The 15,612-nt window shown below is 69.7% G+C and carries 11 protein-coding genes; 9 read left to right on the top strand and 2 right to left on the bottom strand.

The genetic code is table 11. The annotated features are described in order from the left end of the window. Positions 1-49 precede the first annotated feature (49 nt). On the bottom strand, positions 50-379 hold the full coding sequence (locus VFU06_12570) for a hypothetical protein (protein HEU5210219.1): 330 nt from the start codon (positions 377-379) through the stop codon (positions 50-52). 116 nt (positions 380-495) lie between these two features. Here VFU06_12570 and VFU06_12565 point away from each other — a divergent pair, with 116 nt between their 5' ends. The 3 genes from VFU06_12565 to VFU06_12555 all read left to right on the top strand — a co-directional run bounded on the left by VFU06_12565 (position 496) and on the right by VFU06_12555 (position 6,245). Continuing rightward, the gene (locus VFU06_12565; protein ID HEU5210218.1) at positions 496-3,009 is read left to right on the top strand and encodes a M14 family metallopeptidase; all 2,514 of its coding nucleotides are present in this window, start codon (positions 496-498) and stop codon (positions 3,007-3,009) included. A 117-nt stretch (positions 3,010-3,126) separates the two neighbouring features. Further along, positions 3,127-5,736 (top strand): ATP-dependent chaperone ClpB, encoded by a 2,610-nt coding sequence (clpB, locus tag VFU06_12560; GenBank protein ID HEU5210217.1) that lies wholly within the window; start codon positions 3,127-3,129, stop codon positions 5,734-5,736. Positions 5,737-5,792: 56 nt separating this feature from the next. Continuing rightward, a complete protein-coding gene (locus VFU06_12555) occupies positions 5,793-6,245 on the top strand; it encodes a hypothetical protein (protein ID HEU5210216.1) in 453 nt (150 codons plus the stop codon). A 12-nt stretch (positions 6,246-6,257) separates the two neighbouring features. Here VFU06_12555 and mce read toward each other — a convergent pair whose 3' ends face one another. After that, a complete protein-coding gene (gene mce, locus VFU06_12550) occupies positions 6,258-6,668 on the bottom strand; it encodes a methylmalonyl-CoA epimerase (protein ID HEU5210215.1) in 411 nt (136 codons plus the stop codon). Between the two features lie 103 nt (positions 6,669-6,771). Between mce and trxA the strand changes: the two genes are divergently transcribed. The 6 genes from trxA to VFU06_12520 all read left to right on the top strand — a co-directional run bounded on the left by trxA (position 6,772) and on the right by VFU06_12520 (position 15,611). Further along, positions 6,772-7,104, top strand: coding sequence for a thioredoxin (gene trxA, locus VFU06_12545; GenBank protein HEU5210214.1), 333 nt, complete (start codon positions 6,772-6,774; stop codon positions 7,102-7,104). An 87-nt stretch (positions 7,105-7,191) separates the two neighbouring features. Further along, positions 7,192-8,040 (top strand): 16S rRNA (cytidine(1402)-2'-O)-methyltransferase, encoded by an 849-nt coding sequence (rsmI, locus tag VFU06_12540; protein HEU5210213.1) that lies wholly within the window; start codon positions 7,192-7,194, stop codon positions 8,038-8,040. Beyond that, on the top strand, positions 8,037-8,705 hold the full coding sequence (locus tag VFU06_12535) for a DUF4159 domain-containing protein (GenBank protein HEU5210212.1): 669 nt from the start codon (positions 8,037-8,039) through the stop codon (positions 8,703-8,705). The genes rsmI and VFU06_12535 overlap by 4 nt, the downstream gene beginning before the upstream one ends. Next, positions 8,702-12,508: a hypothetical protein gene (locus VFU06_12530; protein HEU5210211.1), complete on the top strand. Its 3,807-nt coding sequence runs from the start codon at positions 8,702-8,704 to the stop codon at positions 12,506-12,508. Before VFU06_12535 ends, VFU06_12530 begins: the two co-directional genes overlap by 4 nt. Positions 12,509-12,511: 3 nt before the next feature. Further along, the gene (locus VFU06_12525; protein HEU5210210.1) at positions 12,512-14,335 is read left to right on the top strand and encodes a hypothetical protein; all 1,824 of its coding nucleotides are present in this window, start codon (positions 12,512-12,514) and stop codon (positions 14,333-14,335) included. A 16-nt stretch (positions 14,336-14,351) separates the two neighbouring features. Further along, a complete protein-coding gene (locus VFU06_12520) occupies positions 14,352-15,611 on the top strand; it encodes a hypothetical protein (GenBank protein HEU5210209.1) in 1,260 nt (419 codons plus the stop codon). The last annotated feature ends 1 nt before the right edge of the window (position 15,612 follow it).

Raw genomic sequence — 15,612 nt, 5'->3', positions numbered from 1 at the left:
CCGGTGCATTCGAAGGGTGCAATCTCCGAGCCAGTGCCCGGTGACCGTCTCAGCGCGGAACGGTGTCCGGCCGCGCGCGCACGGAGTCGCGAATCTCCCGAAACACCCGTCCCATCCGCTCCGGGTCGCGCGCCGTCGCGTTCACCCACGCATAGAGCGCGGAGTCACTGACGCCGGCCGCCGCGAGGATGCTGTCGCGCATCGCGAAGAAGCCGGTGGTGTCCGCGGTGTTGACCGCGGCGGCGCGGCGGAGGTCGACCATGACCTGCACGAATGTCTCGTCCGGGATCGGCGCCGGCTCGTTCACGCGCTCGCACCCGGGGATGGATGCCAGCAGCACGATCGACAGCAGGCGCGGCAGACGCACGGGAATCGGCATGCTCCGTGTCAGGGGGCGGACAAGGTCGGCGCGGGGTGCGCGCGTTGTCAAGCGCCCGCACAGCCGGTACGTTGCCGCGACTCCCACCTCACCGCAGGAACGAACGACGCATGCGAATGACTACACTGACGACGGTGGCGGCCGTCCTGTTGCTGAACCTGCCGGCAGCGGCGCAGCAGGTACCGTCCCCGGCGGATGTACTCGGCTACGAGCTGGGCGAGCGCTTCACGGATCACGCGTCGATCCTCCGCTACGTCGACGCCCTCGTCGCGGCGGCACCGGACCGGACCCGGCTCGAGCGTTACGGCGAGTCTGTCGAGGGCCGCGCACTCGTGCAACTCGTGATCGGGCGTGCCGACCACCTCGCACGACTCGATGAGATCCTGGCGGCGAACGCGGAACTGACACGGCTCGAGACGAGCGCGGAGCGCGCGCGGCAGATCGCCGCCACGAACCCTGCCGTGGTCTACTTCTCGTACGGCGTACACGGCAACGAGTCGTCGTCGAGCGAGGCCGCCCTCTACACGATGTGGGACCTGCTGCGGGGTGCGCCGGAGGTTGCGGGCGTGCTCGACTCGCTCATCGTCGTGATCGATCCGGCAGTCAATCCCGACGGGCGCGAGCGCTACGTCGGGTGGTACCGCCAGGCGCGCAGTGCGGAGCCCAACCCTGATCCTGCGGCACGGGAGCACGGCGAGCCGTGGCCGGGCGGTCGCTACAACCACTACCTGTTCGACCTGAACCGCGACTGGGCCTGGCTGACGCAGCAGGAGACGCGCATGCGGCTGGCGACGTGGCCGCGCTGGAATCCGCAGGTACATGTCGACTTCCACGAGATGAGCTCGGAGTCCAGCTACTTCTTCTTTCCGGCCGCAGCGCCGATCAATCCGAACTACCCGCCGCACGTGCTCGCGTGGGGGGAGCGCTTCGGTGCGGCCAATGCCGCCGCGTTCGACAGAAACGGCTGGCAGTATTTCACCGCCGAGTCCTACGACCTGTTCTACCCGGGATACGGCGACAGCTGGCCTTCACTGCTCGGTGCCATCGGCATGACCTATGAGCAGGCCGGCGGCGGACGCGCAGGACTGGCGTACGAGCGCGAGGACGGTTCGGTGCTGACGCTCCGGCAGCGCGCGCAGCAGCATCGCACGAGCGGGCAGGCGACACTGCGTACCGCCGCGGCGGGCAAGAGCACGCTGCTGGGCGACTATGCGGCATTCCACCGCAGCGTCGGACGGGACCGTCCCGACGTACTGCTCGTGGACGACGAGGGCGGCCGCGCCAGGGCGCTGGTCGCACTGCTGCAGGCGCAGGGCATCGAGGTGGAGCGTGCCGGCCGCTCCTTCCGGGCAAGCGCAGAGCCGCACAGCGGCTTCGACTCGCGCGGGGAGTTCCCGGCGGGCACCTGGCGCGTACGTGCGCGCCAGCCGCGCGGGCTCCTTGCCGCCACGCTGCTGCAACCGGAGGTCACGCTCGATGCGACCTTCTCCTACGACGTCAGCGCGTGGTCGCTGCCGTTCGCGTTCGGCGTGGAAGCGCACAGTGCGCGCAGCACGCCTGACGCCGCGTGGAGTGCTGTCCCCGCGGGCACGCCGGCGGCTGCAGCGTCGTCCGCGTCAGCAGCGGCGTCGTACGGATGGGTGCTGCCCGCATCCTTCGAGAGCTGGCGTGCGGTCACACGCTACCTGAACGATGGCGGCGTCGCGCGCGTGATCGACGACGCGATTACACTGGCCGGACGCGAGCTGGCACCGGGGGCGATCTTCCTGCCGCGCCTCGGTGCCGATTCCTTTGACGTGCGCATCGCGCGCGCACAGCTGCCCCCCTCCGCGATACCTGTCGTGACCGGGCGTACGACCGCCGGCCCCGACCTCGGAACCGGCAGCGCGTATACGGTGCGTGCGCCGCGCATCGCGCTGATCATGGGGCAGGGCGTTTACGCGACGTCGGCCGGGGCCCACTGGTTCTTTCTCGACCACACGCTGAGCCTCGACTACGACGTGCTCGACGTCGCGCGCGTGAGCAGTGTACCGCTCCGGGACTGGGACGTCCTGGTGCTGCCGGAGGCGAGTGGCAGCGCCTTCGACCAGGCCGGCAAGGAGGCGCTCGAGGCGTTCGTGCGTGCAGGTGGCACCCTGGTCGCCGTCGGTACTTCCGCGCGCGCGATCGCCGCGCCGATCGCCGGCATCGAGATGCGCAGTGCGCCGGAGCATCCGGAGGAGTCGCGCATCGAGCGCGCGCTGCGCGGCCGTGAGGCGCGCGAGCTGGAGGATTTCGAGGAGGACGTGCCCGGCACGATCGTTCGCGCGCGCGTCGACCCGGACCATCCGCTCGGCTTCGGCGTCGGTACTGCCGACGGCGCGCTCTACGTGCTGCACGCCGGCGGCTCGGTCTTCGAGCCCGACGAGGAGTTCGAAACGGCCGCATACTTCCCGGACGAGCTCGACAAGGTCAGCGGCGTCATCAGCGATCGGAACCTTCAGCGCCTCTCGAATGCGAGCTGGCTCGCGAACCGGCGCGTCGGCAGCGGGCGGGTGATCCTGTTCGCGGACGATCCACTGTTCCGCCACTTCTGGTACGGCACGTTCCAGCCCTTCACCAACGCGCTGCTGCTGGGCCCACAGCTGTAGCCTGCACGAACGACGGGTTCTCACCACGAGTGCCCCGGTTCGCTGCCGATTCGGCAGCGGGCCGGGGCATGACGCTTGCCCGCCTGGCGCACGTCTCCCGATGAGAGGTGTCGTGTGTTGAATCCGGACCGGCTGACCGTCAAGGCAGCGGAATCCATCCAGGCCGCTGCACAGGACGCGCAGCGTCGCGGCAACCCGGCGATCGAGGACCTGCACCTGCTGGGTGCTCTGCTCGCGCAGGAAGAGTCGATCGTCGTGCCGATCCTCCAGAAGGTCGGTGTGAACGTCGCGCGGCTGCGTGAGTCGCTGGGCACGCGCATCGAACGGCTGCCGAAGCAGTCGGGCGGCTCGCAGCCGACGGTGAGCCGCGAGCTGAACCAGATCTTCGACCTTGCGGAGCAGGCGGCGCGCTCACTGCAGGACGAGTACGTCTCGACGGAGCACCTGCTGCTCGCGCTGGCGGAGAAGAAGGGCTCGTTCACGCGTGAGCTTCTGCTGGAGCAGGGAGCATCGGTCGAAGACCTGCGCGAGGCGCTCGAAGCCGTGCGCGGGCCGCATCGCGTGACGGACCAGGAGCCCGAGCAGAAGTACCGCGCACTGGAGCGGTTCACACGGGATCTGACCGAGGTCGCGCGACGCGGCAAGCTCGACCCGGTGATCGGCCGCGACGAGGAGATCCGCCGCGTCGTGCAGGTGCTGAGTCGCCGAACCAAGAACAATCCCGTCCTGATCGGTGAGCCGGGCGTCGGCAAGACGGCAATCGTCGAGGGGCTCGCGCAGCGCATCGTGAGCGGTGACGTCCCGGAGTCACTGCGTGACAAGCGGCTGGTGCAGCTCGACCTGGCCGCTCTGATCGCGGGTGCCAAGTTCCGCGGCGAGTTCGAGGAGCGGCTCAAGGCGGTGCTCAAGGAGCTGACGGAAGCGGAGGGTCGCTACGTCGTGTTCATCGACGAGCTGCACACGCTGGTCGGTGCGGGCAAGGCGGAGGGCGCCATGGACGCGGGCAACATGCTGAAGCCCGCACTCGCGCGCGGTGAGCTGCGCGTCGTCGGCGCGACGACGCTGGACGAGTACCGCGAGAACATCGAGAAGGACGCCGCACTCGAGCGTCGCTTCCAGCCCGTCTACGTGGGCGAGCCGAGCGTGCAGGATGCAATCGCGATCCTGCGCGGACTCAAGGAGCGTTACGAGGTGCACCACGGCGTGCGTATCACGGATGGCGCGCTCGTCGCCGCCGTGCGCCTGTCCGATCGCTACATCGGCGGGCGCTTCCTGCCCGACAAGGCCATCGACCTGATCGACGAAGCGGCTTCGCGACTGCGTATCGAGATCGACTCACTGCCGCAGGAGATCGACGAGGTCGAACGGCGGATCATGCAGCTCGACATCGAACGCACGGCGCTCGCCAGCGAGGAGGAGAAGGGCGCGGTCGAGCGGCGCGCGCGCATCGACCAGGAGCTCGCGGAGCTGCGCGAGCGGGTCAGCGGCATGAAGGCGCGCTGGCAGTCGGAGAAGGAGCAGATCCAGCGCATCCGGGAGCTCAAGGAGCACATCGACGAGCTGAAGGTCGAGGCGGAGCGGGCGCAGCGCAGTGCTGACCTCGCCCGCGCAGCGGAGATCCAGTACGGCGAGATCCCCAGGACGGAGCAGGAGCTGACGGCGGCCGAGGCGCGCCTGGCCGAGCTGCAGAGCGGAGGCAAGTTCCTGAAGGAGGAGGTCGACGCGGAGGACATCGCCGACGTGGTCTCGCGCTGGACCGGCGTTCCGGTGTCGCGGATGATGGAGTCGGAGAAGGAGCGGCTGCTGCACCTCGACGAGGTGCTCGCATCGCGCGTGATCGGACAGCGCGAAGCGGTCGAGGCGGTCGCGGATGCGGTGCGACGCAGCCGGGCCGGCCTGCAGGACCCGAACCGCCCCATCGGCAGCTTCATCTTCCTCGGCCCCACGGGCGTGGGCAAGACGGAGACCGCGCGCGCTCTCGCCGAGTTCCTCTTCGACGACGAGGACGCGATGGTGCGTATCGACATGTCCGAGTACATGGAGCGCCACGCCGTCGCGCGCCTCATCGGTGCACCACCAGGATACGTCGGCTACGAGGAGGGCGGTCAGCTCACGGAGAAGGTGCGCAGGCGCCCCTACAGCGTGATCCTGTTCGACGAGATCGAGAAGGCGCACCAGGACGTGTTCAACGTGTTTCTGCAGATCCTGGACGACGGCCGGCTGACCGACGCGCAGGGGCGGACCGTCGACTTCCGCAACACCGTCGTCATCATGACGTCGAACATCGGCAGCCACGCGATCCTGGAGCGGAGCAGCGGCGGCGACTGGTCGGAGACGGAGCGGATCGTGCTGACGGAGCTGCGCCGCCATTTCCGTCCCGAGTTCCTGAACCGCATCGACGACATCATCGTCTTCCATCCGCTCACCCGGGAGGAGCTGCGCGAGATCGTGGGCCTGCAGCTGGAGCGTGTGCGCGGCATGCTGGCAGAGCGCGGCATCACAGTGCGTTTCACGGAAGAGGCCATCGATTTCATCGCAGGCGAGGGCTACGACCCGGCGTTCGGCGCGCGCCCACTGAAGCGGGCGATCCAGCGGCTGGTCCAGAATCCGCTCGCGGTGCGGCTGCTCGAGGGTGAATTCTCGGAGGGCGACACGCTCGTCGCGGGCGTCGAAGGCGGGCAGCTCCAGTTCCGGCCCGACGTGGCGGCGGGGGTGTCCACGGCTTGACAGTCCAGCGACGGGCTCAGACTTTCCGGCGTGCCCTCACGGACAGGCTGACCCGAATGCTACGACGCACTGCTCTCGCCCTGATCGTCATGGCCGCCGTCACGGCGTGCAGCTCCGCACCGGCCGCCACGCCGGCGCCCAGCGGACCCGCCGCGAGCGTGGCGCCGGCACTCGTCGTCGAACAGTTCCTGCGCGCAGCGAACGCGAACGACCTCGACACGATGGCGCGGCTGTTCGGCACCATCGACGGCCCCATCGTCGAACGGGACACCCAGAAGCAGGTCGATGACCGGATGTTCGCGCTCGCCTCCATCCTGCGGCACCAGGACTACTCGCTCGAGGGCGAGCAGATCGTGCCTGGACGTCGCGACGTGGCCACGCAGCTCCTCGTGCGCATGGTGCTGCCCGACGGACGTTCCGCCGTCGTACCGTTCACGCTCGTTTACAGCGCGAATCGCACCTGGCTGATCGAGCAGATCGCCGTGGAGCGGATCACGAACCTGCGCTGAGCCGGCGTCCGCTCAGCGGGCCGGCGGCGCCTCGACCAGCTCCACGAGCACGCCGGAAAAGCTGCGTGGGTGCAGGAATGCGACTCTCCGGCCGTGTGCGCCGGGACGCGGTGCGCTGTCGATCGGCTGGACACCCGCGGCGATCTGCTCCGCGAGCGCGGCCTCGATGTCGGAAACACGGTACGCGATGTGGTGCAGGCCGGGGCCGCGCCTGGCGAGAAAGCGTGCGACCGGTGACTCGGATCCCAGTGGCTCGAGCAGCTCGACCGTTCCCGCGCCGCCGCCGATGAAGACCACGCGCACGCCCTGCGCCTCCACGGTCTCCGGAAGGGAACCGCGCGCGCCGATCAGGGTTTCGTAATGAGGAAGGGCGTCGTCGATCGACGGAACAGCGATCGCGACATGATCCAGTACACGTTCCACGGTCCGCTCCCAGGCCGGTTTTTTGCAACCCGTTGTGGGAGCGGCAAGCTAACACGCGTGCAGAGTCACAGCCATGCGCGCGCGGCAGAAGAGGAGATGCGTAATGGCGGGTAACGGCGGTCCGGTCACCGTCTCGGACGGCAACTTCGGCACCGAGGTCGAACAGGGCCAGGGCCTCACGATCGTGGACTTCTGGGCGGCGTGGTGCGGCCCGTGCCGGATGGTGGCTCCGGTCATGGAACAGCTTGCAACCGAGTACAGCGAGCAGGTCAAGGTCGCCAAGCTGGATGTGGACGCGAATCAGCAGACGGCAATGAAGTACAATATTCGCTCGATTCCGAGCATTCTGTTCTTCAAGGACGGCAAGCACGTCGACACCGTCGTCGGTGCGGTGCCGAAGCAGTACCTGGAGCGGAAGCTGCAGGAGCATCTGTAATCGCTCCTGTGCACCCGCAGTCGCGGGGCGGCGGTATCGACCGCCGCCCCGCTTTTCGTACCGGTGCTGGAGGCCTACCGTAAGTCCATGTCAGTTCTGTATATTGTGAGCACACCGATCGGCAATCTGGGCGATGTCACGCACCGGGCGCTGGATGTGCTCCGCGAGGCGAACCGGGTGCTCGCGGAGGACACGCGTCGCACCGCCATCCTGCTGCGGCACTTTGGCATCGAGACCCCGCTGGTCTCCGCACACGAGCACAACGAGGCCGCGCGCGCCGCGCAGGTCGTCGACTGGCTCGACGCCGGCGAGACGCTCGCACTGGTGTCGGACGCAGGGACACCGATCCTGTCGGATCCCGGCGAGCGAATCGTTCGCCGGGTACTGGACGCCGGTCACAGCGTGGTGCCCGTTCCCGGTGCATCCGCGTTACTGGCCGCGCTGGTCGGGTCGGGTCTGCCGGCCGTGCCGTTTACCTTCTACGGATTCGTGCCGCGCGCACGCAGTGAGCGTGACGCGCTCTTCCAGGAGCTGGCCGCGCTGCCGCATACGGCGGTGCTGTACGAGAGTCCCGCCCGGCTGCAGCGCCTGTTGCGGGAGCTGCACTCCCACTGCGGCGCCGAGCGTGCCGTGGCGGTGGCCCGGGAGCTCACCAAGCTCCACGAGACGTTCGTCCGCGGAACCCTTGCCGATGTGGCCGCCTACTACGAGGAATCGGGTGAGCCCAGGGGCGAGGTGGTCGTGGTGCTGGGTGGTGCGTCGCCGGCGGAAGTGACCGCGCAGGACGTCGCCGAGCTGGCGCGTCGGCTGCTCCAGGCGGGCGGCCGGCCGAGCGCGGTGGCCCGGGAGGTCGCGCAGCGCACCGGTATGTCCCGCAACGATGCGTACGCGATCACGCTTGCGCAGGCTGCAGAGCAGGAGGAAGGAACCGAGTGATCCGGCTGCTGCCCGTCCTTGTTGCTGCTGTCGTCGCGCTCGCGGCTCGTCCGGCGCCGGATCCGGTGCTGACGATCGCGCAGCTCCAGTACGGCGGTGGCGGCGACTGGTACGCCAATCCCTCGGGCCTGCCCAACCTGCTGCGGGAGATCGGCAGCCGCACCGGCCTGCCGGTCGCCGGCAGGCCGGCGCAGACACAGCTCACTGACCCCGACCTCTGGACCTATCCGTACCTCTACATGACGGGCCACGGCAACGTCCGCTTTACGGAAGAGGAGGTGCGGCTGCTCCGGCGCTACCTGACGAGCGGCGGGTTCCTGCACGCGGACGACAATTACGGCCTGGATGAGAGCTTCCGCCGCGAGATGCGGCGCGTCTTCCCGGAATACGAGCTGACGGAGATCCCGGCGGATCATCCGGTCTTCCATTCGTTCTACGAGTTCCCGCGCGGGATCCCCAAGATCCACCTGCACGACGGAAAGCCCGCGCAGGCGTTCGGCATCTTCCACCAGGGGCGGCTCGTGGTCTTTTACAGCTACGAGACGGACCTCGGCAATGGCTGGGAAGATGCAGATCGACACAACGATCCGCCCGAGGCCCGTGAGCTGGCGTTCCGAATGGGCGTCAACCTCTTCGTCTATGCACTCGCGCAGGTGGTATCATGACACCGGCACCCGACCTTCGTGGCATCGTCGAGGCGACACGGCGTCGCATCCGCACCGCGGTCGTCATTTCGATCGCTGCCGGTGTTGCGGCCGCCATTCCTGCAGCCCTGCTGGTCGCGTGGCTGCTCGGCGGCTGGGCGGGCTGGCGAGCGCCGAGTCTTGCGCCACTGCTGCTGGAGCTGTTCGCCGCGCTGATTGCGGGTGCTGCCGCTTACGTGGCGGTGCGTCGCTGGCTGCACCCGCTGGACGCTCCGCGTATCGCGGCCGGCACGGAATCACGACTCGGCCTAGCGCCGGGCGAGTTGCGAACGCTGCTCGAGCTGGAGCATGCGACGCCGCCCGGCACGTCCGCGGCGCTGATCCGGCGCGCCGGCGCGCGGCTGGCCCCACAGCTCGCTGGCAGGAGCGCGCGCGAGCTGGAGGGTGCGCTCGGGGAGCGCGCGCGGCGACGTCGCGTGCTGGCACTCTCGACCCTGGGCGCGCTGGCGCTGCTGGTCGGCATGCTCGGCTTCGCGGCACCCGAACGATCGGCCGCGAGCTGGTCGCCGATGCTGCATCCCGTAGCCCACCTGTCACCACCACCGCTGCCCGCGATCTCGGTCGAGCCAGGCGACAGCGAGATCGCCCGCGGCAGCGATCTGCGGGTGCGGGTGCGGGCGCCGGGGCGGACGGCCGCGTCGGTCGCGTGGCGAGCGCAGGGTGACGTGCCGCGTCAACGCACGCTCGAGGTGATCGGTGACAGCGCTGCGGCGGTGATCCCGCGCGTCGAGACCGCAACGACGTACTGGGTCACGACACCGGACGGCGCGCGGTCCGATACGTTCACCGTCACACCCGTCGATCCCATGCTGGTGGCGGACCTGGTCGTCGAGCTGCGTGCGCCGGCGTACGTCGGTCGCGCCGTCGAGCGCTACCAGACGGACATCCCGCCGCTCGAGATCGAGGAAGGCACGGAGATCATCGTGAGCGGACGGACCACGCGTCCGCTGGGCGCCGCCATGCTGGAGGGTGTCGATGCGTCCTTCGCGCTGACGGTGGAGGGCGGCACATTCAGCGGTCGCATCGTGCCCGCGCGCAGCGGCATCTACCAGTGGACGCTGCGCGACGGTGCCGGCAATGCCCCCGCGCTGGATCCGGCGCCGCTCGAGATCACGCTGATCGCCGACGCACCGCCGCAGGCGCTCGTCACGTTCCCCGGCACGGACACGGTGATCGCGCCCGACCTGAGGCAGCTCGTTGCCGGTGATGCGCGCGACGACTACGGACTCTCGTCGGCAACGCTCGTGAGCTGGCGCGTCAGTGCGCAGGGGGAGCGCGAGCCCGCTGTCGAGCAGGCCATCGACCTTGCGGCGGGCGATCGCGCGCTGCTGCGCGCGGTGCTGGACGCCACCGAGCGAGGGCTGCTGCCGGGTGACACGCTGAAGTATCTCCTGCGGGTCAGCGACAACTCGCCGCGCCGGCAGGTGGGCGAGAGCGACGTGTACGCGCTCTGGCTGCCCGGCCGCGATGCACTGCGCGAGGAGGCCGCACGGCAGGCGGAAGACGCGGTGCGCGACGCTGCTGACCTGGCGCGCGCTGCGGAGTCGCTGCAGCAGTCGACGAGCGAGCTGGAGCGCCGGGCGCGCGCGGCGAACGCGCGGCGCAACTCCGGCAACGGCGGAGGCCGGGCCGGCGACGGCCAGCAGATGGGCTTCCAGGAGGCGCAGGAGGCAGGCCGCGCACTGGCGGAGCAGGAGCGCATGGTGGGTGAAGCGGAAGCCATGCGGGAACGGCTGGAGTCGCTGATCCGCGCGATGCGTGCGGCCGGCCTCGAGGACGCCGAGCTGCAGCAGCGGATGCAGGAGCTGCGCGATCTGTACGACAGACTGCTCACGCCGGAGCTGCGCGAGCAGATGGAGCAGATGCGCCAGGCGCTGGAGAACCTCGATCCGGAAGAGGTACAGCGGGCGCTCGAGCAGATGGCGGAGCAGCAGGAGGAAATGCGTGCGCAGCTCGAGCGCAGCACGGAGCTGCTGCGCCGCGCCGCGCTGGAGCAGGAGATGTCCGCCAAAGCGCAGCAGGCGCGCGAGCTGGCCACGCAGCAGCGTGCAATGGCGGAGGAGATGAAGCAGGGAAATGCGGCTGCTCGCGCCGGTGAGCAGCGGGCGCTCGCTCGGCAGAGCCAGCAGCTCGCGGAGGCGCTTGCCGAGCTGGAGCAGAAGCTCGACTCGCAGGGGGAATCGGAAACGGCGCAGCGCACGGCTGATGCTGCGCAGCAGACACAGCAGGCATCCGAGACGCAGCAGCGCGCAGCGCAACAGGCGCAGGCGCGTCAGCAGGCCGGTGCGCAACAGAACGCGGAACAGGCGGCGCAGCAGCTCGAGCAGGCCGCACAGTCGCTCGACCAGGCGCGCGGCGAGATGACGGCGCAGTGGAAGTCGGAGGTGGAGCAGCAGGTCCAGCAGGCTACGCAGGAGGCGCTTGCGCTCGCCGAACGCCAGCAGGCGGTGCTGGAAGAGATGGAGCGTCAGCAGCAGGGGGAGCAGCCGGACTCCGCAGAGGAGCGACCGGAGCCGTTCCAGCTGCCCTCGCTGCCGCAATTGCCGCGGCCCGAGATCCGGATCGGCACGGAGCCGCCGCCGCAGGGTGGCCAGGGGCAGAAGCAGGGCGACCAGCAGCAGGGCCGCAAGCAGGACGGCCAGCAGCAGAGTGGCCGCCAGCAGGGGGCGCAGCAGGGGTCGCAGAGCGGTGCGCAGCAGCAGACTCAGCAGCAGGCCGGAAGCCAGGGCGCCCAGCAGGGCGGACAGCGACAGGGTGGGCAGGGGCAGCAGCAGCAGGGCGGGCAACAGGGAGCTCAGCAGGGCGGCCAGCAGTCGGCCAGCGGAGCGGGTCAGCAGGCGGGTGGCCAGGGCGGACAGCAGCAGGGCGGTGCCCAGGGAGGGCAGCAGGGCTCCGGCGGGCAGGGCGCGGGCAGCGGACTGGAGGGCATGCGTTCGGAGCAGGCGGCTCTGCAGCAGGGGCTGCAGCAGCTCGGACGCAACCTGAACGAGACGGGTCAGCGCTCGGCCATGCTGAGCCGCGAGGTGGGCGCCGCGCTCGGTCGCGCCAACGTCAGCATGCAGCAGACGCTGGAGGGCCTGTCTCAGGCCAGCGAGCAGCAGGGCCTGCCGACGCAGGAAGCGGAGCAGACCGTGGATGCGCTCAACCGCCTGGCGCTCGCACTGCTGAACAACGCGCAGCAGATGCAGCAGCAGGAGGCCGGCACGGGACTGCAGCAGGCGATGCAGCAGCTCGCAGACGCGGCCCAGCAGCAGGGCTCGCTGAACGGGCAGACCAGCTCTCTGCTGCCGATGAACCTGAGCCCCGGCAGCATGGCCCGCGAGCTCCAGCGACTGGGCTCGCAGCAGCGCAACATCGCGCAGCAGCTGGACGAGGTCAGTCAGAACATCGGCGGCCGCGACAACGTGCTCGGCGATCTCGATGCGCTGGCGCGCGAGGCCGAACAGCTGGCGCGCGAGATGGAGGGTGGCAGACTATCGCCGGAGTCGCGTGCCCGGCAGGAGCGGCTCTTCCATCGCCTGCTGGATGCGGGCCGCTCACTGGAGCGCGACGAGCAGACGGATGAGCGCGTGGCCGAACGGCCGGGCGGAATCGGCGCAGGCGAGGCGCTGCCGATCGATCCGGCACTGCTCGATCCCGCAGCGCGCTACCGTGTGCCGACGCCCGAGGAGCTGAACGGGCTGCCGCCCGCGTATCGGCGCCTGATCCTGGAGTACTTCGAGCGGCTGAACCGAACGCCCGCCGCCGCGCCGGAGCGGCGCTGAGCGATGCTTCGAGCCGCACACTACCTGGCGACGGCGGTCAGTGCGGCCGCCCTGTGCGGCAGCCTGGTCTCCGGCGCGGTTGCGCAGCAGACGCGCTCTGCGGTGGCGCCGAAGCCGCAGTCGCCGACATCGGGGATCGATGCAGCGCTCGCCGAGCTGCGCGCCGCAATGGACCTCGAGCGGCGCGGCGACATGGCGGGCGCAGACACTGCGCTGCGCGCGATACTCGATCGCGACCCGCAGTCGCTCAGTGCGATCATCGCGCTGGAGCGTATCCTGGCCGTCGAAGGACGCACGGAGCAGCTCCTGCCATACGTCGACCGGCTGATCGAGGAGGATCCCGACTCGCCGATCGGCAACCAGATGCGCGTGCGGGCGTACTCGATGCTGGATCGCATCGATGGCATCGAGCGCGCGGCCGAGTCCTGGATCCGTGCCACGCCCGACGTGGAGACGCCCTATCGCGAAGTCGCGCGCATCTGGCAGCAGCGCGGCGACTACGAGCGCGCGCTCGCCGTGCTGCAGCAGGGTCGGGAACGAGTGCGACGCGACGATGCCCTGGCTCTCGAGCTGGGCGACCTGTACGCCGCGCTCGGCGATGCGGAGCGGGCCGTGCGTGAATGGGAGCGCGCGATTGCCGAGGACGGGCAGGGCTTCCTGCTCGTGCAGCGACGGCTCGCCCAGATGCCCGACGGTGGGGCGGCAGTCGTGCGCGAGCTGATCCGTTCACTCCTCGAGCCGCCCGGCTCGCACGAGCGCGTGCGCGCCGCGACGCAGGTGGCGATCGATGCCGGGCTGGCGGACGAGGGGCTGCGCATCGCGCGTGACGCGGCAGCGGGTATGCAGCCTTCGGAGCGGCGCAGTTACCTGCTGGACGTCGCGCGGCGTGCGGATGGCAGCCGGCTGCCGACGCTGGCGTACTGGGCATACGGCGAGCTGCTGGCGCTCGACGCGCCGGAGGAACAGCTGCTCGCGTTGCGTACGCGCGTGGCCGAGCTGGCGCTCGTCGTCGGCGACACTGCACGTGCCGTGAGCGAGTACGCATCGCTCGAAGGGGCACTGGACACCGGCTCGCCGCAACGGCGGCAGTCGCTGGCGATCCGGCTGGAGCTTGCCGCACGCGCAGGCGCCGTCGATGAGGCGGTGGCACAACTCGACTCGTTCCGCACGGAGTTCCCCGACGCCATGGAGACGGATGCGCTGCTCGGCGCTGTCGGCGGCGCGCTCGTCCAGAGCGGCCGGCTCGACGACGCCCAGGTGCTCGTTGGCAGTGCACGCGGACCGAACGCTTCGCGCGTGCGCGGTCGCGTGCTGCTCATGCGCGGCGACGTCGAGCGGGCGCGCACCGAGCTGATGAATGCGGCGCCGGCCCTGAGCGGCGCCGATGCAACCGAAACGATCGCGCTGGTGACACTGCTCGGCCGCACGTCGCCGGTCGGTGGCAGGCTGGTGGGCCAGGCACTGGCGCTGCTCACGGAGGGCGAGCGTGGCGCGGCCGTCGAGCTGCTGCTCAGCGAGTCGCGCGCGCTCAACGCGCGCGAGCGGGCGGCCTTGCTCGACTTTGCGGCGAGCACGGCGCAGCGCGCCGGGCTGGGTGCACTGGCGGAGCAGGCGCGGCGCGCGATCATCGATGAGCTGCCGCGTTCGCAGGAGGCGCCGGCCGCCCTGCTCGCACTGGCGCGAACACTGACGCGCCACCCGGACGGGTTTGCCGAGGCGCAGCTACTCGCGGAGCGCCTGGTCCTGGAGCATCCGCGGAGTGCACTCGCGCCGCAGGCCCGGCAGTTGCTCGACCAGCTCAACGCCCGTCTGTCGTCGTCGAAGTAGCAGCAGGAAGGGAACCATGATGAAGCGCCTGGTGATCGCCACGTTCGCACTGCTCGCGTCCGCGCTGCCCGCAGCGGGCCAGTACCTGCTCGTGCCCATGGACCGCGAGCAGACGGATCACCTCAAGGCATACGGCCTCACGTACTGGGTGCTCGAGCAGGGGCTCACCGCGGAGTGGCTGCTCAACTACCGTGCGGGCTCGTTCCTGTTGCCGGACCGCTCCGACGTCCGGCGCGAGGCCGCCCTGCGGGGGGTCGCAGTGCAGCCCACCGGTGCCGCCGACGCAGCAGCCATCCGGAACGAGATCGCCGACGCGAACATGGAGGTCGTGATCCTGGAGAAGGCGCCCAAGATCGCGGTCTATACTCCGAGCAACGTGAACCCGTGGGACGACGCCGTCACGCTGGCCCTCACGTATGCCGACATCACGTACGAGAAGCTGTGGGACCCGGAGGTCGTGCAGGGGCGGCTGGGCGAGTACGACTGGCTGCACCTGCACCACGAGGACTTCACCGGGCAGTACTCGAAGTTCTTCATCACCTCCGCAGGCGCACCCTGGCTGCAGGAAGCAGTCAGGATCAACGAGGCCAATGCGCTCGAGCAGGGTGAGCCGCACGTGCCCGCACTGAAGAAGCGCGTTGCGGAGGAGATCCGCCGGTATGTCGCGGAAGGCGGGTTTCTGTTTGCCATGTGCACGGCAACCGAGACGATCGAGCTCGCACTCGCGGCAATCGGCGTCGACATCGCCGCACCGTTCTCCGACGGTACCCCGATCGATCCTGACGCCACGGCAAAGATGCAGTGGGACCGGACCATGGCGTTCGCGAACGCGGAGGTGCAGACGAACGCGGGCGTGAACTCCTTCAGCGACATCGACGGCCACCAGGTCAACACACCATGGCGCCAGCCGCTCGGTGCCTTCCAGCTCTTCGACTTCAGCGCGAAGTTCGATCCGGTGCCTGCGATGCTCGTGCAGAACCACGAGAACGTGCTGGGCGACTTCTACGGTCTGACGACGAGCTTCCGGCGCGACCGGCTCAAGCCGGGTGTGGTCGTGCTCGCGGAGGAGGAGGGCGCACCCTGGGTGAAGTACATTCACGGCAACTTCGGCGAGGGGACGTGGACGTTCCTGGGCGGGCATGATCCGGAGGACCCGCAGCACCAGATCGGTGACGCCCCGACGGACCTCGCGCTGCACCCGCACTCGCCCGGGTACCGCCTGATCCTGAACAACGTGCTGTTCCCTGCAGCGCGGAAGAAGACGCTGAAGACCTGAG

It is taken from the genome of Longimicrobiales bacterium, assembly GCA_035764935.1.
Lineage (GTDB): Bacteria > Gemmatimonadota > Gemmatimonadetes > Longimicrobiales > RSA9 > DASTYK01.
The sequence above is the reverse complement of the archived record's forward strand: the minus strand, read 5'-3'. Positions and strand labels throughout refer to the sequence as shown.

Bases quoted from the DNA above. Each gene is read 5' to 3' on its own strand.
- VFU06_12570 (HEU5210219.1), bottom strand. From the start codon at position 379: ATGCCGATTCCCGTGCGTCTGCCGCGCCTGCTGTCGATCGTGCTGCTG.
- VFU06_12565 (HEU5210218.1), top strand. From the start codon at position 496: ATGACTACACTGACGACGGTGGCGGCCGTCCTGTTGCTGAACCTGCCG.
- VFU06_12555 (HEU5210216.1), top strand. From the start codon at position 5,793: ATGCTACGACGCACTGCTCTCGCCCTGATCGTCATGGCCGCCGTCACG.
- trxA (HEU5210214.1), top strand. From the start codon at position 6,772: ATGGCGGGTAACGGCGGTCCGGTCACCGTCTCGGACGGCAACTTCGGC.
- rsmI (HEU5210213.1), top strand. From the start codon at position 7,192: ATGTCAGTTCTGTATATTGTGAGCACACCGATCGGCAATCTGGGCGAT.
- VFU06_12530 (HEU5210211.1), top strand. From the start codon at position 8,702: ATGACACCGGCACCCGACCTTCGTGGCATCGTCGAGGCGACACGGCGT.
- VFU06_12525 (HEU5210210.1), top strand. From the start codon at position 12,512: ATGCTTCGAGCCGCACACTACCTGGCGACGGCGGTCAGTGCGGCCGCC.
- VFU06_12520 (HEU5210209.1), top strand. From the start codon at position 14,352: ATGATGAAGCGCCTGGTGATCGCCACGTTCGCACTGCTCGCGTCCGCG.